The sequence below is a fragment of the Myceligenerans xiligouense genome (assembly GCF_003814695.1).
Classification (GTDB): Bacteria; Actinomycetota; Actinomycetes; order Actinomycetales; family Cellulomonadaceae; genus Myceligenerans; species Myceligenerans xiligouense.
In genome coordinates this window covers 2,955,048-2,970,179 of the sequence record NZ_RKQZ01000001.1, presented here as the reverse complement: position 1 = coordinate 2,970,179, position 15,132 = coordinate 2,955,048, and the positions used below count along the sequence as shown (strand labels likewise).

The following is a 15,132-nucleotide window of genomic DNA, read 5'->3' as shown; positions in this document are numbered from 1 at the left end:
CGTCGGGCGACCGACCACATCTCGTGCGCTGACGGGCCGGGTGCGGATCACACCCACGAGGAGCCCGAGCAGCCGGGCACGAGTGGTGGCACGTGGGAGAATGGAGCCTGCATCTGCCGCCAGAGAGGACCACAGTGAACGATTCGCCCCGTGAGCAGGGCAACGACCGCGAGGGCAACCGATCCGAGCGTCACGGTCAGGGGCATCGGGGCCCCCACCGGGACGGACGGGGATACGGTGACCGGCCGCGCCGCGACTTCGGAGCCGAGAGGCGTCGCGACGAGCGTGGTGACGGTGGTCGGCGCGACGGGTTCCGGCGCGATGATCGCGGGCATGACGCCGGGGGAGACCGGCGCGACGGCGACCGCCGGGGTGGTGACGACCGGCGCACCGGCGGTTTCCGCGGCGACGACCGGCCGCGGCGCCGGTACGACGACGAGCGCGGCCCTCGCCGTGACGACCGCGACGGCGGCCGGCAGGGCGGGCGCGGCCACGGTGACCGTCCGCAGCGTGACGACCGCGGCTACCGCAGGGACGACCGTGGTGGCGAGGCCCGTGGCGGGTCCGGCCGCGGGGAAGGGTTCCGCCGGGACGACCGCCGCGAGGACGGTGGCTACGGTGACCGCCCGCGGCGCCGGTACGACGACGAGCGCGGACCTCGCCGGGACGACGAGCGCGGCACTCGCGGGGAGGCCGGCGGTCACGGAGGCCGGCGCGACTTCGGCGGGGACCGCCGCCGGGACGACCGAGGTGGCCACCAGGGCCGTGACGGCCGCCGCGACGACGACCGCCGCCCGTACGGCGAGCGTGGCCCGCGTCGCGATGACCGGGGATTCGGGGACCGGCCGCGTCGCGACGACCACCGCGACGGCGGCGGACGCGACGACCGCCGCAGTGGTTTCCGCCGTGACGACCGTGGTTCGGGTGACCGGCCGCAGCGTCGGTTCGACGGTGACCGCGGGCCGCGTCGTGACGACCGTGGTTCGGGTGACCGGCCGCAGCGCCGGTTCGACGACGAGCGCGGCCCTCGCCGTGACGACCGTGGTTCCAGCGGCCGGCCGCAGCGCGGCGGGAGCGGGCCGGGCGACCGCCGTGGTGACGGCGACCGGCGCGGGGGTTTCCGCCGTGACGACCGCCGGTACGAGGACCGCGGCCCACGCCGGGACCACCGGGACGACGGCGACCGCCGGGGCCGCGACGATCGCCCCGGCGCGCGCGGCTTCCGCGCTGACGACCGGCGGGGTTCCGGGGACGACCGTGGGTCGCGCGGAGGCTTCCGTGACGACCGCGGGCCCCGACGGGACTTCCGCGACGACCGCGGTCCCCGGCGGGACGACCGCAGGGACGGCGACGGCAGGGGTTTCCGGGACGACCGTCGCGGGTCCGACCGGGACGACCGGCGTGCCGAGCGCATTCCCGACCCGGAGATCGCCGAGGACGTGTCGATCTCTCAGCTCGACCGTGACGCACGCGCCCGGATGCGCGGCCTGGGCAAGGACAACGCGGAGAGGGTCGGGCTGCACCTGGTCATGGCGGGGCGTCTGCTCGACGTCGACCCGGAGACCGCCTACCTGCACGCCCAGGCGGCCGTGCGCCGGGCGGGGCGGATCGACGTCGTGCGGGAGGCCGCCGGCCTGACCGCCTATCGCACCGGGCGGTTCGCCGAGGCGCTGCGCGAGCTGCGGACGGTCCGGCGGCTCAACGGCAGCTCGGAGCACCTGCCGCTGATGGCCGACGCCGAACGCGGCCTCGGACGGCCCGAGCGCGCGATCGCGCTCGCCGCGACGCCCGAGGCGGAGACCCTGGACGCGAGCGGACGCACGGAGCTGGCGATCGTGGTCTCGGGGGCGCGGAGCGACCTCGGCGAGCACGACGCGGCGCTCGCCGTGCTCGACAAGATCCCCGCCGACGAGGCTCCCGGCGACCTCGGGCTGCGCGTCCTGCAGGCGCGCGCGATCGCGCTGGAGGCCGCGGGCCGGGACGACGAGGCCGCGGCGGTGCTGGCGGACGTCGACCCCGCGGCGCTCGCCCGCGCGACCGGTGCCGAGGCCCCGGAGGAGGACGTCATCGTCTACGACGTCTACGACGAGGAGGCGGACCCCGGGGACACCGTGGACGAGGACGCGGCCGACGACCACGCCGCGGATCCGGGAGCCGTCGACGGGGGCCCACCGGACGAGGACGCGTCGCACGAGGACCCGGTGAGAGCGGACGGGGCCGCCGTGGGTGCCGACGAGGCCCCGCCGGCGGGGACGGGGCACTCGGCGGAGATCCCGGCCGATCTGCCCGAGCCGTCGGACGCGGAGGTCGAGGCCGAGGTCGCGGAGATCCTCGCCGAGGCCGGCATCGACGACGACATCGACGACGTGACCGAAGGTGACACGGCCGGCGACTCCGCGGCCGACGTGACCGGCGGCCGTACCGACGACGCCGACACCAACGCCGAGGCCGACGACGCCGACACCGCCCACGTGACCGGCGACCGCCCCGGCGACGAGACCGGTACGGCGCAGGGCCCGGCGGCATGAGCGGGCTGATCGCGAGCTCGGCCCCGCTGGCCGAGGCGTACGACCTCGCGCTCGTGGACCTCGACGGAGTGGCCTACCGGGGCCACCTGCCGATCGAGCATGCCTCGGCGAGCCTGACCACGGCGCGGGCGGGCGGTATGCCGCTCGTCTTCGTGACGAACAACGCCTCGCGTGAGCCCGAGGAGGTCGCCGCGCAGCTCACCGGGCTCGACATCCCGACCGACGCGGACGAGGTGATGACCGCCGCCCAGGCGTGCGCCGCGCTGCTGCGGACGCGGCTCGCTCCGGGCGCGAAGGTGCTCGTCGTGGGCGGCAAGGGCCTGGTCACGGCGGTGCAGTCGGCGGGATTCGAGGTGGTGGCGTCCGCTGACGACGGTCCGGACGCCGTCGCGCAGGGGTACGCCCCGAACCTCGCCTGGGAGGACCTCGCGGAGGCGGCGTACGCCGTCGGGCGGGGCGCCTGGCACGTGGCGAGCAATCTCGACATGTCGCTGCCGACGGCGCGCGGGTTCGCGCCGGGCAACGGCGCACTCGTGGGCGCGGTGACCGCGGCGACGGGCGTGACGCCGTCGAGCGCGGGCAAGCCGGGGCCGGACATGTTCCGGATGGCTGTCGAGCGGGCGGGTGCCACGCGCCCGCTCGTGATCGGCGACCGGCTGGACACCGACCTCGCCGGGGCCCGGGCCGCCGGGTACCCGGGCCTGCACGTGCTGACCGGGGTGTCCACGGCACGGGACGCCGTCCTGGCCGAACCGGGCGAGCGCCCGTCGTTCCTCGGGGCGGACCTGCGCGCGCTGCTGGAGCCGCACCCGGTGCCCGTGCGCGACGGCGGGTCGTGGGTGTGCGGTGCGGCGTCGGCGCGGGTCGAGGACGGCGTGCTGCGTCCGGGGACGGGCGAGGGGATCGACCTCGTCCGCGCCGCCTGCGCGGCGGCCTGGGCCGCGGCGGACGCCGGGAACCCGGTGGCGACCGTGCCGGACCTGATCTGACGGCGCCGCTCGGGCCGCACCTGGCGTGACGGGACACCTCCGCAAGGTGGTTCGGAGCCGGAGCCGGAGCCGGAGCCGGTTCCCGGCCCGGAGCCCGCGCGCCGGGCCGGGGGTGTCAGGTACGGCAGGTACCGTGTAGTCGCGGCGTTGTCAGCATTTCCGTCGTATATCTCCGTCGAATGCGAGAAGGTGACCGAGTGACCGAGTCGTACGAGTCCCCGTCCGGCGCGGGGCTCGCCCCGGAGGCGGTGGTGGAGCGGGCGCTCACCGTGCTGGACGGGCTGGACGAGCTCCCGCCGGCCGAGCACGTGCAGCGGTACGAGCAGGTGCACGAGGCGCTGCGCGCTCACCTGAGCGGCGACGCCTGAGCCGTGGTGACGGTGATGACAGCACGGGCCCGCGTGGACGCCGAGCTGGTCCGGCGCGGCCTGGCCCGCTCCCGCCGGCACGCCGCCGAGCTCGTGGCGTCCGGCCGGGTGTCGATCGACGGACGGACGGTCGCCAAGCCGTCGGTGGCGGTCGCGCAGGAGGCCGGCGTCGCGGTGTCGCCCGGTGATCCGGGCGAGGCGGAGTACGCCTCGCGCGCCGGGCTGAAGCTCGCGGGCGCGCTCGACGTCCTGGCGTACGGACCGTCGGCCGCCGACCGGGGCGCCCCCGCCGTCGACGGCGCGTGGTGCGCCGATCTCGGCGCGTCCACCGGCGGGTTCACCGACGTGCTCCTGCGACGCGGGGCCGAGCACGTGGTGGCGATCGACGTCGGGCACGGGCAGCTCGTGGAGCGGCTGCGCGAGGAGGCGCGCGTCACCGTCGTCGAGGGCAAGAACGTCCGCGACCTGGCCCCCGCCGACCTGGAGCGCGCGCCCGGCCTCGTCACCGGCGACCTCTCGTTCATCTCGCTGACACTCGTGCTGCCCGCGGTCGCCGCCGTGCTGGCGCCGCGTGGGAGCGCGCTGCTGCTGGTCAAGCCGCAGTTCGAGGTCGGGCGCGAGCGGCTCGGGCGGGGCGGCGTCGTGCGGGACCCGGCGTTGCACGCCGAGGCGGTCACCACCGTCGTCCGCGCGGCCGAGCGGTCGGGCCTGCGCCTGCGCGCGATCGTCCCCAGCCCGCTGCCGGGACCGAGCGGGAACCGCGAGTTCTTCGTGTGGCTCGTCGCCGACGCCGCCGCGCCGGTCTCGGACCCGCGGGACCTGGCCGGGGCGGTGGCCGCCGCCGTCGCCCCCGACGGGCCGGGGGCGGGCGGAACCCTTGCGGGCCGGGGCGATCCCGGCCCGTCCGACCCCGCCCGGCGGACGCCCGGCGCGGAGAGCTACGACGATCGGGAGCGGGCATGACACGGCGGGTGCTGATCGTGACCCACGGCGGACGTCCCGCCGCCGTCGCGGCGACCACCGAGGCGGTGCGCGAACTGAAGGCGGCGGGCTTCGAGCCCGCGCTGCACGACGACGCGCTCACCGAGGACTTCGGCGACCACATGGACGTCGCGCGGCTGCGCGAGGGCGTCGCGGAGTCCGAGCTGGTCATGGTGCTCGGCGGGGACGGCACGATCCTGCGCGCCGCCGAGCTCACGCGCGGCACCGACGTGCCGCTGCTCGGCGTGAACCTGGGGCACGTCGGCTTCCTCGCGGAGTCGGAGCGGGACGACCTCCACGCGGCCGTCGAGCGCCTCGCGGCGCGCGACTACACGGTCGAGGAGCGCGCGTGCGTCGAGGTGGACGTGCACCTGCCCGACGACGGCGAGGTGCTCTCGGGCTGGGCCCTGAACGAGGTGACCATCGAGAAGGGCCTCGGCGGGCGCATGCTCGAGGTCGGGGTGAGCGTGGACGGGCGGCCCCTGTCGTCCTTCGGGTGCGACGGGGTCGTGATGTCCACGGCCACCGGGTCGACGGCGCACGCGTTCTCCGGCGGCGGGCCCGTGATCTGGCCGGACGTCGACGCCGTGCTGTTCGTCCCGCTCAGCGCGCACGCCCTGTTCGCGCGCCCGCTCGTGGTGGGCCCCCGGAACGAGATCGGGGTGCGCGTGCTGCCGACGTCGGCCGTGCCGGGGGTGCTCACCTGCGACGGGCGGCGGCGGATCGACGTGCCGCAGGGTTCGAACGTGCTGGTGCGGCAGGCGGGCGCGATCCGGCTGGCGCGCCTCAGCCAGGCGCCGTTCACCGACCGGCTGGTGTCGAAGTTCGACCTGCCCGTCGCGGGCTGGCGCGAGCGGGCGGTACGGTCTGATCCGTCCGGACAAATTTTCGAGCGTGGTGAGGAGTGACGTGCTCGAGGAGATCGCGATCGAGAACCTGGGCGTCATCCGCGGCGCTCGCGTGCCCCTGTCCGAGGGGCTGACCGTCATCACGGGGGAGACGGGCGCGGGCAAGACGATGGTGCTCACGGGGCTGAACCTGCTCATGGGCGGGAAGGCCGACCCGCAGTCGGTCCGCCCGGGCGCCGACCGCGCCGCCGTGGAGGGCAGGATCCGCGTGTCGGGGCATCCCACGGCCGCGGCACGGGTGGACGAGGCGGGCGGCGAGCTCGAGGACGACGGCACGGTGGTGGTGCTGCGCACCATCGCCGACGGCCGCTCCCGCGCCCACCTCGGCGGGCGTGCCGTGCCGCAGGGCGTGCTCGCGGAGATCGCGGACGACCTCGTCACCGTGCACGGGCAGGCCGAGCAGCTGCGCCTGCGGACGAGCGCCAAGCAGCGCGACGCGCTCGACGACTTCGCGGGGCCCGTCCACCAGGGCGTGCTCGCCGAGTACCGGACGGCCTGGTCCGAGCGCACCGGGCTGCTCGCGGAGATCGCCGGCTCGGAGGCCCGGGCCGCGGAGCGCGCCCGGGAGGTCGAGCTGCTGCGCATCGGGCTCGAGGAGATCGAGCGCGTGGACCCGCAGCCGGGTGAGGACGCGGAGCTCGCGGCACTGATCGAGCGGCTGTCGAACGCGGAAGGGCTGCGTGTCGCGGCCGGCGAGGCGCACCAGGCCCTGGCCGGCGAGGACGAGACCGGCGCGCAGCGCAGCGCGATCGCGCTGGTCGAGGCCGCTCGGCGGGCGCTGGAGGGCGGCGCGCAGTCCGACCCGGCGCTCGGTGAGCTGGCGACCCGGTCCGCCGAGGTCGGGTACCTAATCAACGACCTCGCGACGGACGTCGCCGCCTACCTGGACGACCTCCAGGCGGATCCGGGCGGTCTGGAGACCGCGCACGCGCGCATGGCCGACCTGAACGGCCTGACCCGGAGCTACGGGGAGACGATCGACGACGTGCTGCAGTGGGCGAGCGACGCCGGCCTGCGGCTGCTCGACCTGGACGACGGCGGCGACCGCCTGGAGTCCATGAAGCACCGTGTCGCCGAGCTCGACGCCGAGCTGGACCGCCTCGCGGGCGCCCTGACCGAGGCACGCACCTCGGGCGCCGCCGAGCTCGCCGAGGCCGTCACCACCGAACTGCACGGCCTCGCGATGGGCGGCGCCCACCTTGAGGTCACCGTCGCGCCCGCGGACACCCTCGGGCCGTACGGCGGCGACCAGGTCACCATGCTGCTCGTACCCCACCCGGGAGCCCCGCCGCGCCCGCTGGGCAAGGGCGCCTCGGGCGGTGAGCTGTCGCGCGTCATGCTCGCCCTGGAGGTGGCGCTCGCCACCTCGCCGCACAAGCGGGAGGACGGCGCCCGCGACGGCGCCGCCGCGGCGGCCCTGCGGCGGACCTTCGTGTTCGACGAGGTGGACGCCGGTGTCGGCGGTCGGGCCGCGGTCGAGGTGGGCCGCCGACTGGCGCGGCTGGGCCGCACCACGCAGGTGGTGGTGGTGACGCACCTGGCGCAGGTGGCCGCGTTCGGTGACGCCCACCTCGTGGTGACGAAGTCGACCGACGACGGTCCCGGCGACGCCGCCGACGACGGGATGATCACCGTCACGGGAGTGCGTGAGGTCACGGACGAGAACCGCGTCGTCGAGCTGGCGCGCATGCTCTCGGGCCAGGACGACTCCGCCACGGCCCGGCAACACGCGCTGGAGCTCCTGGAGTCGTCGGTCGTGGGACGATGAGGGCGATGAAGCTGATCATGACCCGGCCCGGCCAGCGCGACGAGGAGCGGACGGACCCCGGTGGCGGCCCGCTCACGGGACCCGCCCGCGTGGGTGAACGCACCAAGGAACTCACCGGCCGCCTGAACCCGGGCGACATCGCCGTCATCGACCACGCGGACATCGACCGCGTGGCCGCCGACGCGCTCGTGGCCGCGCAGCCGGCCGCCGTGCTGAACGCGGCCCGTTCCGTCACCGGCCGGTACCCGAACACCGGCCCCGGCATCCTGCTCGAGGCGGGCATCCCGCTGATCGACGACCTGGGCCCCGCCGTCATGGCGCTCGAGGAGCGCACCCCGCTCCAGATCCTCGACGCCCAGGTCATGGCGGGCGGCGAGGTGATCGCCAGCGGGGAGCGGCAGACCACCGCCTCCCTCGAGACGGCGATGGCCGCCGCCCGTGAGGGCCTCTCGGTGGAGATCGAGCGGTTCGCCGAGAACACCATGACGTACCTGCGCCGCGAGCGGGACCTCCTGCTCGACGGCGTGGGCGTGCCCGTCATCCGCACCCCGATCGCCGGGCGCCACGTGCTCATCGTCGTGCGCGGCTACCACTATCGCGAGGACCTCGCGATGCTGCGGTCGTACGTCAAGGAGAACCGTCCGGTCCTCATCGGGGTCGACGGCGGTGCGGACGCGATCATCGACGAGGGCTGGAAGCCGGACATGATCGTCGGTGACATGGACTCCGTCTCCGACCGCGCGCTCGCCTGCGGCGCCGAGGTCGTGGTGCACGCCTACCGCGACGGCAAGGCTCCCGGCCTGGAGCGGGTGCGTGAGCTCGGCGTCGAACCCGTCGTGTTCCCCGCCACCGGCACCAGCGAGGACATCACGATGCTGCTCGCGGACGACAAGGGCGCCGAGCTCATCGTCGCCGTCGGCACCCACGCCACCCTGGTGGAGTTCCTGGACAAGGGGCGAGCCGGGATGGCGTCGACGTTCCTGACCCGGCTGCGGGTGGGCGGCAAGCTCATCGACGCGAAGGGCGTCTCGCGCCTGTACCGCACGCGCATCTCCAACACCCAGCTCACCATGCTGTCCCTGGCCGGCGTGTCGGCGGTGCTGGCCGCCATCGGCGCGACGTCCGCCGGGCAGACGTTCTTCGGCATCCTGGGCGCGCGCTTCGACGACTTCTGGTCCTGGCTGGGTAGCCTGTTCGGCGGCTGACCACCGCCGCCCCCTTCCGTCCACCTCCGTCACCCGTCCACCTCCGCGACGTCGCGCCCCGGGCTCGCACCCGCCGCCCGCGCACCGAATGAAGGACCTTCGCCCCTCGTGATCGACTTCCGCTACCACCTCGTCTCCCTCATCTCGGTGTTCATCGCCCTCGCGGTGGGCATCATCCTCGGAGCGGGGCCGCTCCAGGGGGCCCTCGGCGAGACCCTCACCCGGCAGGTCGACACGCTGCGCGAGGAGCGCAACGTCCTGCGCGCCCAGCTCGACGACACGACCGGCAAGCTGGCGGCGGACGAGGCGTTCCTGGCCGCCGCGGGACCACGTCTCCTGGACGAGGTGCTGACCGGCCGCCGCGTCGCCGTCGTCGGCCTGGGCGACGTGCCCTCCGGGACGCGGGCGGGCGTGATCGACCAGCTCGAGACGGCGGGGGCCGACGTCGTCGTCAGCGCGAAGCTGCCCATGAGCTGGACCGAGGCCGACGACGAGTCCACCCGGACGACCGTTGCCGACGGGCTGCGCGACACCCTTGCCGACGCCGGCGTCGAGACGATCGAGGACAACCCGGTGGCCACGCTCGCCTCCGCCGTGACGCTCGCGCTCACCGGCACCGAGTCCGCCGGCGAGCGCAGCATGACCGCGCTGGACCTGGAGCAGCAGCTCACGACGTTCGGGCTGCTGCGGACCGCCGACGAACAGACCGTCCCGGCGACCGCCGTCGTCCTCCTGTCCGCCGCGGCCGAGCCCGACGAGGCCACGGCCGAGGCCGAGGCCGAGGACGGCGACGCGGAGACGGCCACCCCCGAGCCCGCGAACCCGCGGTACGCGGGCGACGTGTGGGCGGGTGCCGTCCTGGGCGTCGAGCGCGTCGCGGGGACGGCCGTGCTCGCGGGCCCCGCCACCGACGGCGACGACGTCGTGCAGCGCGTCCGGTCCGACGACGGCCTGGCGCGCGAGGTGAGCACCGTGAGCGAGGTGACGGAACTGGCCGGCAGGATCACGGTGCCGCTGGCGCTCGCGTCCACGCTGACCGGGTACGTGGACCACTACGGACCCGAGGCGGACACGGCAGTGATCCCGCCGGCGCCCGAGGACTGACGCGGCACCGAGAAGACCGACGCGAAGGAGCACTGCCATGGGAGCTTTCCGGTTCGCCGCCGCGGCACTGGCCGCGGGCGCGACGACCGCGTGGGCGCGCGCCCGGCTGGAGGCCGCCGTGCGTTCGGGCGAGCTGAAGCGCGTGCACGAGAAGGTCGCGACCGCCGAGGCGTGGACCCGGACGAACCATCGCGGCGAGCCCATCAGCATGCTGGAGGGCCCGGCCGTGGCGGCCGGTCTCGCGGCCGGGGCAGTCGTGGCCGGCGGCCCCGCGGCCGGCCCGACGGCGTTCGCCACCGCCGCCGCGGGGACGTTCGGCGTGATCGACGACGTCGCCGAGGACGCCACCGCGACCGCGAAAGGGCTGCGCGGGCACCTCGGCGCGCTCGCCCGCGGACAGGTCACCACCGGCGGGCTCAAGGTACTGGGCATCTGTACGTCCGCCCTGGTGGCGGCCGCCGCCGGGACACCGCGCCGCGGCGGGCCGTTCACCCACCTGGTCGACGTCGGGGTCAACGGCGCGCTCATCGGCGGCACCGCGAACCTCGTCAACCTCTTCGACCTGCGGCCCGGCCGCGCTCTGAAGGTCGCCACCGCGGCGAGCCTCGCCGCCGGGGCCGTGGCGGGCGCCGGGACCCCGGGCGCCGGCGCCGCGCCAGGAGCGAGCGCGGTCACCGGAGCGGTGCTCGGCGCCGCCGCCGTGGCCGCCCCCGCCGACCTCGGCGAGCGGGACATGCTCGGCGACGGCGGCGCGAACGCCCTCGGCGCGCTCATCGGCTCCCAGCTCGCCTTCGGGGCGCCGCGCCCGGTGCGGCTCGCCGCGCTGGCGGGCGTCGTCGGGCTGACCCTCGCGTCCGAGAAGGTGAGCTTCTCCCAGGTCATCCGGTCCACGCCCGGGCTGCACCGTATCGACATGCTGGGTCGCCGCCCGGCCCCGCCCGGCGTCACACCTTGACGAGATCGGGACTCGCGCGGGCCGCGCTGCTCGTCACCCTGGTCACCCTCGCGAGCCGGATCGTCGGCTTCGGCCGCTGGCTCGCACAGGGCTACTGGGTGGGCAACGGCACCTTCACCGACGCGTTCAACGCCGCGAACCTCCTGCCCAACGTCCTGTTCGAGGTCGCGGCCGGCGGGGCGCTCGCGGGCGCCGTCGTCCCCCTCGTGGCCGGGCCGCTCAGCCGCGCGCCGAGCACGGACGCCGGCCGCGAGCAGGCGTCCCGCTCCGCCTCGGCCCTGCTCGGATGGACCCTGGTGGTGCTCGTCCCCGCCGGGGGACTGATGGCACTGCTGGCCGGCCCGGTCGCGGCCTGGCTCGTGGACGATCCGCTGACCCCCGTCGTCGCCGCGTTCCTGCGCGTGTTCGCCGTCCAGGTGCCGATGTACGGCCTCGCGGTCGTGCTGGGCGGCATGCTCCAGGCCCACCGGCGGTTCTTCTGGCCCGCCTTCAGCCCGCTGATCTCCAGCCTCGTCGTCATCGGCGTGTACTGGGGCTACGCGGCGCGCCTGCCCGACCGGGGCGCGCAGGACCTCGCCGAGATCCCCGCCCGCGCGCTCGACTGGCTCGCCTGGGGCATCACGGCCGGCGTCCTCGCCCTCGCCCTCCCGCTCGTGCTGCCCGCCCTGCGCACCGGGCTGCGCCTGCGGCCCACGCTCCGGTTCCCCGACGGCGAGGGCCGGCGCGCCGCGCACCTGGCGTTCGCCGGCGTCGGGGCGCTCGTGGCACAGCAGATCGCGCTCGTCGTGGTCATGAAGGTCGGCACCGACCTGGGCGGCTACACCACCTGGCTGTACGCCTACAACGTGTACCTCCTGCCCTACGCCGTCCTCGCGTTCCCCATCGCGACCAGCGCCTTCCCGCACTTCACCGCCCACGCCGCGGCCGGCCGCACCGACGACCTGCGCGCCCTCGTCGCGAGCACCACCCGCACCCTCCTCCTCGTCGCCGCGGCCGGCGTCGCCGCCCTCGTCGCCGCGGCGCCGGCCGTCGAGCTCGTCTTCGACCTCCTCGTCACCGGCGACGCACCGGGCATGGCCTCCGCCCTCGCCTGGATGGCGCCCGGACTCGTGGGCTACGCGCTCGTCCTGCACCTGTCGCGCGCCCTCTACGCCGTCGACCGCGGACGGGCCGCCGTCGTGGCCACCGCCACCGGCTGGGGGGTCATGGTGGCCGCCCTGCTGGCGGTGTGGGCCGCGTTCGGCGGTCCCGGCGGGACGGGGCCCACGGACCCCGTCCTCGTGCTCGGCGCCCTCGGCGCCGCGGGAACACTCGGCATGACCGTCGCGGGGACCGGGCTCCTCGTCGCGGTGCGGCGCTACCTGGGGCGCGCGGCGCTCGCGGGGACGGGCCGGACGGGGCTCGCGCTCGTGGCGGGGACCGTGCTCGGGGTGGTCGCCGGGTACGGCGCGGCGTCCCTGCTCCGGCGCGGGGGAGGGACGCCCGGCGTGGCCGACGGCGGGCCCGCGGCGGGTGAGGTCGAGTTCGTCCTGGGTGACTTCGTCCTCGCGCTCGGCTCGGGTCTGGCGGCCGGCCTGGTGGCGGCCGTCGTCGTCGTCGCCGTGGCGGCGCTGTCCGACGCCGGTCTGCGCGCGCGGCTCCGGGGCCCGCGCGGCGCCCCGGGCGGCGGATGACCGGGTGGAGAACCACCGGTGGCCGCGAGGACGCGCGGGTGTGACACGAACTACGCGAGTTCTTCGCGCGTTTTCCTCGGGCGCACCGGCCGATGACGGGTAGGCTGGAGTTCCGTGGTCGATCCCCTGAACAGACAGCTCCTGAACCGCCTCGGCTCCCGCTCCGCGACGACGAAGCACATCTTCGTCACCGGAGGTGTCGCTTCCTCGCTCGGCAAGGGGCTCACGGCCTCCTCGCTCGGGAGGCTCCTGCGATCGCGCGGCCTGCGGGTCACGATGCAGAAGCTCGATCCTTACCTCAACGTCGACCCGGGAACGATGAACCCGTTCCAGCACGGCGAGGTGTTCGTCACGGAGGACGGTGCCGAGACGGACCTCGACATCGGACACTACGAGCGCTTCCTCGACGTGGAGCTGCCGGCCTCCTCGAACGTCACCACCGGCCAGGTGTACTCGCGCGTGATCGCGACGGAGCGGCGCGGCGACTACCTCGGCGACACGGTGCAGGTGATCCCGCACATCACCGACGAGATCAAGCGCCGCATGCGTGACCAGGCGTCCGAGGACGTCGACGTGATAATCACCGAGATCGGCGGCACGGTGGGTGACATCGAGTCGCAGCCGTTCCTCGAGTCCGCGCGGCAGGTGCGGCACGAGCTCGGCCGCGACAACGTGTTCTTCCTGCACGTCTCGCTCGTGCCGTACATCGGCCCGTCCGGCGAGCTGAAGACGAAGCCCACCCAGCACTCGGTGGCGGCGCTGCGCAGCATCGGTATCCAGCCGGATGCGATCGTGCTGCGCGCCGACCGCATCGTGCCGGAGTCGGTGAAGAACAAGATCGCGCTGATGTGCGACGTCGACAACGAGGCCGTGGTCAACGCCGTCGACGCGCCGAGCATCTACGACATCCCGCGCGTACTGCACGCCGAGGGCCTCGACGCCTACGTCGTGCGGCGCCTCGACCTGCCGTTCCACGACGTCGACTGGGACGGCTGGGTGCAGCTCCTGGAGCGGGTGCACAGCCCCGCGCACACCGTGGAGGTGGCGCTGGTGGGCAAGTACATCGACCTGCCCGACGCCTACCTGTCGGTCACCGAGGCCCTGCGGGCGGGCGGCTTCGCCAACGACGCCAAGGTCACGATCCGCTGGGTCGCGGCGGACGAGTGCAGCACCCCGGCCGGCGCCGAGTCGTCCCTCGAGGGGGTCGACGCCGTCCTGGTTCCCGGCGGGTTCGGCGTGCGCGGGATCGACGGCAAGGTCGGTGCGCTGCGCTGGGCGCGGGAGAACCGCGTGCCCACCCTCGGCATCTGCCTGGGCCTGCAGTCGATGGTCATCGAGTATGCCCGGAACGTGCTCGGGTTCGCCGACGCCTCCTCGACCGAGTTCACGCCGGACTCGTCCCACCCGGTGATCGCGACCATGATCGAGCAGAAGGCGATCGTGGAGGGCGAGGGCGACCTGGGTGGCACCATGCGGCTCGGCTCCTACGACGCGCACCTGGTGCCCGGGTCCGTGACCGCCAAGGCGTACGGCACCGAGCGGGTCGCCGAGCGCCACCGCCACCGGTACGAGGTGAACAACTCCTACCGCGGCCAGCTCGAGGAGGCCGGCCTGGTGATCTCCGGGACCAGCCCGGACGGCACGCTCGTGGAGTTCGTCGAGCTCCCGGCCGACGTCCACCCGTACTACGTGGCCACGCAGGCGCACCCCGAGTTCAAGTCGCGTCCCACGCGCTCGCACCCGCTGTTCGCGGGGCTCATCGCGGCCGCGCTCGAGCACCAAGGTGCCTGAGCTGGTGGAGCTGGTGGGCGCAGAGCACCCGGGTCCGTCCGAGCCGCCGGAACCGATCGAGCGGTTCCCGCTCACGGGTCCGATCCCGGCCGCGTGGCAGCCCGAGGAGCGGCCGGCGCACGTGGCGGCGGGCGGGCCGTCGTGGCCCGCGGAGGCCACGGGCCGGCCGGCGCCGGCGACCGGCCCCGAGCCCGGTTCCCCGGCGCGTCCCGGCGCGTCGGCCGGCATCGTCGACGTCGTCGCGCCCCGCCCCGCGCGCCGTCTCGACATCCCGTTCCAGGGGCGCATCGTCGATGTCGCCGTCGACGAGGTGGACCTGGGTCCGGCCGGGGTCGTGCGACGCGAGTACACGAACCATCCCGGGTCGGTGGTCGTCGTGGCGGTGGACGACGACGGCAACGTGCTCCTGCTGCGCCAGTACCGGCACCCGGTGGGAGCGTTCCTCTGGGAGCTGCCGGCCGGGCTGCTCGACATCGACGGCGAGGACCCCCACATCGCGGCCGCGCGCGAGCTCGCCGAGGAGGCGGACGTCCGCGCGGCCCGCTGGGACGTGCTCCTGGACCTGCTGCCCACCCCGGGCGGCAGCAACGAGGCGGTCCGCGTCTTCCTGGCCCGGGAGCTCACTCCGGTGCCGGAGTCCGAGCGGCACGTCCGCGAGGCCGAGGAGGCCGACATGGTGGCCGTCCCGGTCCCGCTGGAGGAGGCCGCGGCGCTCGCCCTGGCGGGCCGCCTGCACAACGGACCCACGGTCTCGGGCATCCTGGCGGCGGTCATCGGGCGGGCGAACTCCTGGAGGACCCTCCGCCCGCTCACGTCCCCGTGGGAGTACCGCCGCAACTGACCGGCGCCGTGTGAGCCACTA

At 75.3% G+C, this 15,132-nt stretch carries 13 protein-coding genes; 12 read left to right on the top strand and 1 reads right to left on the bottom strand.

Annotation, left to right across the window (positions count from 1 at the left end; all coding sequences use genetic code 11):
- Positions 1 to 47 precede the first annotated feature (47 nt).
- Positions 48 to 1,523 carry a hypothetical protein gene (locus EDD34_RS20925; protein WP_211341580.1) on the bottom strand — a complete coding sequence of 492 codons (1,476 nt, stop codon included), beginning with the start codon at positions 1,521 to 1,523 and terminating at the stop codon, positions 48 to 50.
- Between EDD34_RS20925 and EDD34_RS20920 the strand changes: the two genes are divergently transcribed.
- From EDD34_RS20920 to EDD34_RS12870, 12 genes are all read left to right on the top strand, one after another.
- Positions 1,479 to 2,528 carry a hypothetical protein gene (locus EDD34_RS20920; RefSeq protein ID WP_211341579.1) on the top strand — a complete coding sequence of 350 codons (1,050 nt, stop codon included), beginning with the start codon at positions 1,479 to 1,481 and terminating at the stop codon, positions 2,526 to 2,528. The two genes, EDD34_RS20925 and EDD34_RS20920, sit on opposite strands and share 45 nt — an antisense overlap.
- The gene (locus tag EDD34_RS12920) at positions 2,525 to 3,517 is read left to right on the top strand and encodes an HAD-IIA family hydrolase (RefSeq protein WP_123814940.1); all 993 of its coding nucleotides are present in this window, start codon (positions 2,525 to 2,527) and stop codon (positions 3,515 to 3,517) included. The genes EDD34_RS20920 and EDD34_RS12920 overlap by 4 nt, the downstream gene beginning before the upstream one ends.
- 197 nt (positions 3,518 to 3,714) lie before the next feature.
- Positions 3,715 to 3,885 (top strand): hypothetical protein, encoded by a 171-nt coding sequence (locus EDD34_RS12915; RefSeq protein ID WP_211341578.1) that lies wholly within the window; start codon positions 3,715 to 3,717, stop codon positions 3,883 to 3,885.
- A gap of 15 nt (positions 3,886 to 3,900) precedes the next feature.
- Complete coding sequence (locus EDD34_RS12910) at positions 3,901 to 4,848, top strand: TlyA family RNA methyltransferase (RefSeq protein ID WP_123814938.1); 948 nt, start codon at positions 3,901 to 3,903, stop codon at positions 4,846 to 4,848.
- Positions 4,845 to 5,774, top strand: a complete 930-nt coding sequence (locus tag EDD34_RS12905) for an NAD kinase (protein ID WP_123814937.1) — start codon at positions 4,845 to 4,847, stop codon at positions 5,772 to 5,774. Before EDD34_RS12910 ends, EDD34_RS12905 begins: the two co-directional genes overlap by 4 nt.
- A gap of 1 nt (position 5,775) precedes the next feature.
- A complete protein-coding gene (gene recN, locus EDD34_RS12900) occupies positions 5,776 to 7,542 on the top strand; it encodes a DNA repair protein RecN (RefSeq protein WP_123814936.1) in 1,767 nt (588 codons plus the stop codon).
- A gap of 5 nt (positions 7,543 to 7,547) precedes the next feature.
- Positions 7,548 to 8,747 carry a putative cytokinetic ring protein SteA gene (steA, locus tag EDD34_RS12895; protein WP_123814935.1) on the top strand — a complete coding sequence of 400 codons (1,200 nt, stop codon included), beginning with the start codon at positions 7,548 to 7,550 and terminating at the stop codon, positions 8,745 to 8,747.
- Between the two features lie 108 nt (positions 8,748 to 8,855).
- Complete coding sequence (locus EDD34_RS12890; RefSeq protein WP_123814934.1) at positions 8,856 to 9,851, top strand: copper transporter; 996 nt, start codon at positions 8,856 to 8,858, stop codon at positions 9,849 to 9,851.
- Between the two features lie 37 nt (positions 9,852 to 9,888).
- Entirely contained in the window at positions 9,889 to 10,806 is a 918-nt protein-coding gene (locus EDD34_RS12885) for a hypothetical protein (RefSeq protein ID WP_123814933.1), read from the top strand.
- On the top strand, positions 10,803 to 12,479 hold the full coding sequence (gene murJ / locus EDD34_RS12880; protein WP_123814932.1) for a murein biosynthesis integral membrane protein MurJ: 1,677 nt from the start codon (positions 10,803 to 10,805) through the stop codon (positions 12,477 to 12,479). The genes EDD34_RS12885 and murJ overlap by 4 nt, the downstream gene beginning before the upstream one ends.
- Before the next feature lie 114 nt (positions 12,480 to 12,593).
- Positions 12,594 to 14,270, top strand: coding sequence for a CTP synthase (locus EDD34_RS12875; RefSeq protein ID WP_123814931.1), 1,677 nt, complete (start codon positions 12,594 to 12,596; stop codon positions 14,268 to 14,270).
- Positions 14,263 to 15,111, top strand: coding sequence for an NUDIX domain-containing protein (locus EDD34_RS12870; RefSeq protein ID WP_342774832.1), 849 nt, complete (start codon positions 14,263 to 14,265; stop codon positions 15,109 to 15,111). Before EDD34_RS12875 ends, EDD34_RS12870 begins: the two co-directional genes overlap by 8 nt.
- Positions 15,112 to 15,132: the final 21 nt, after the last annotated feature.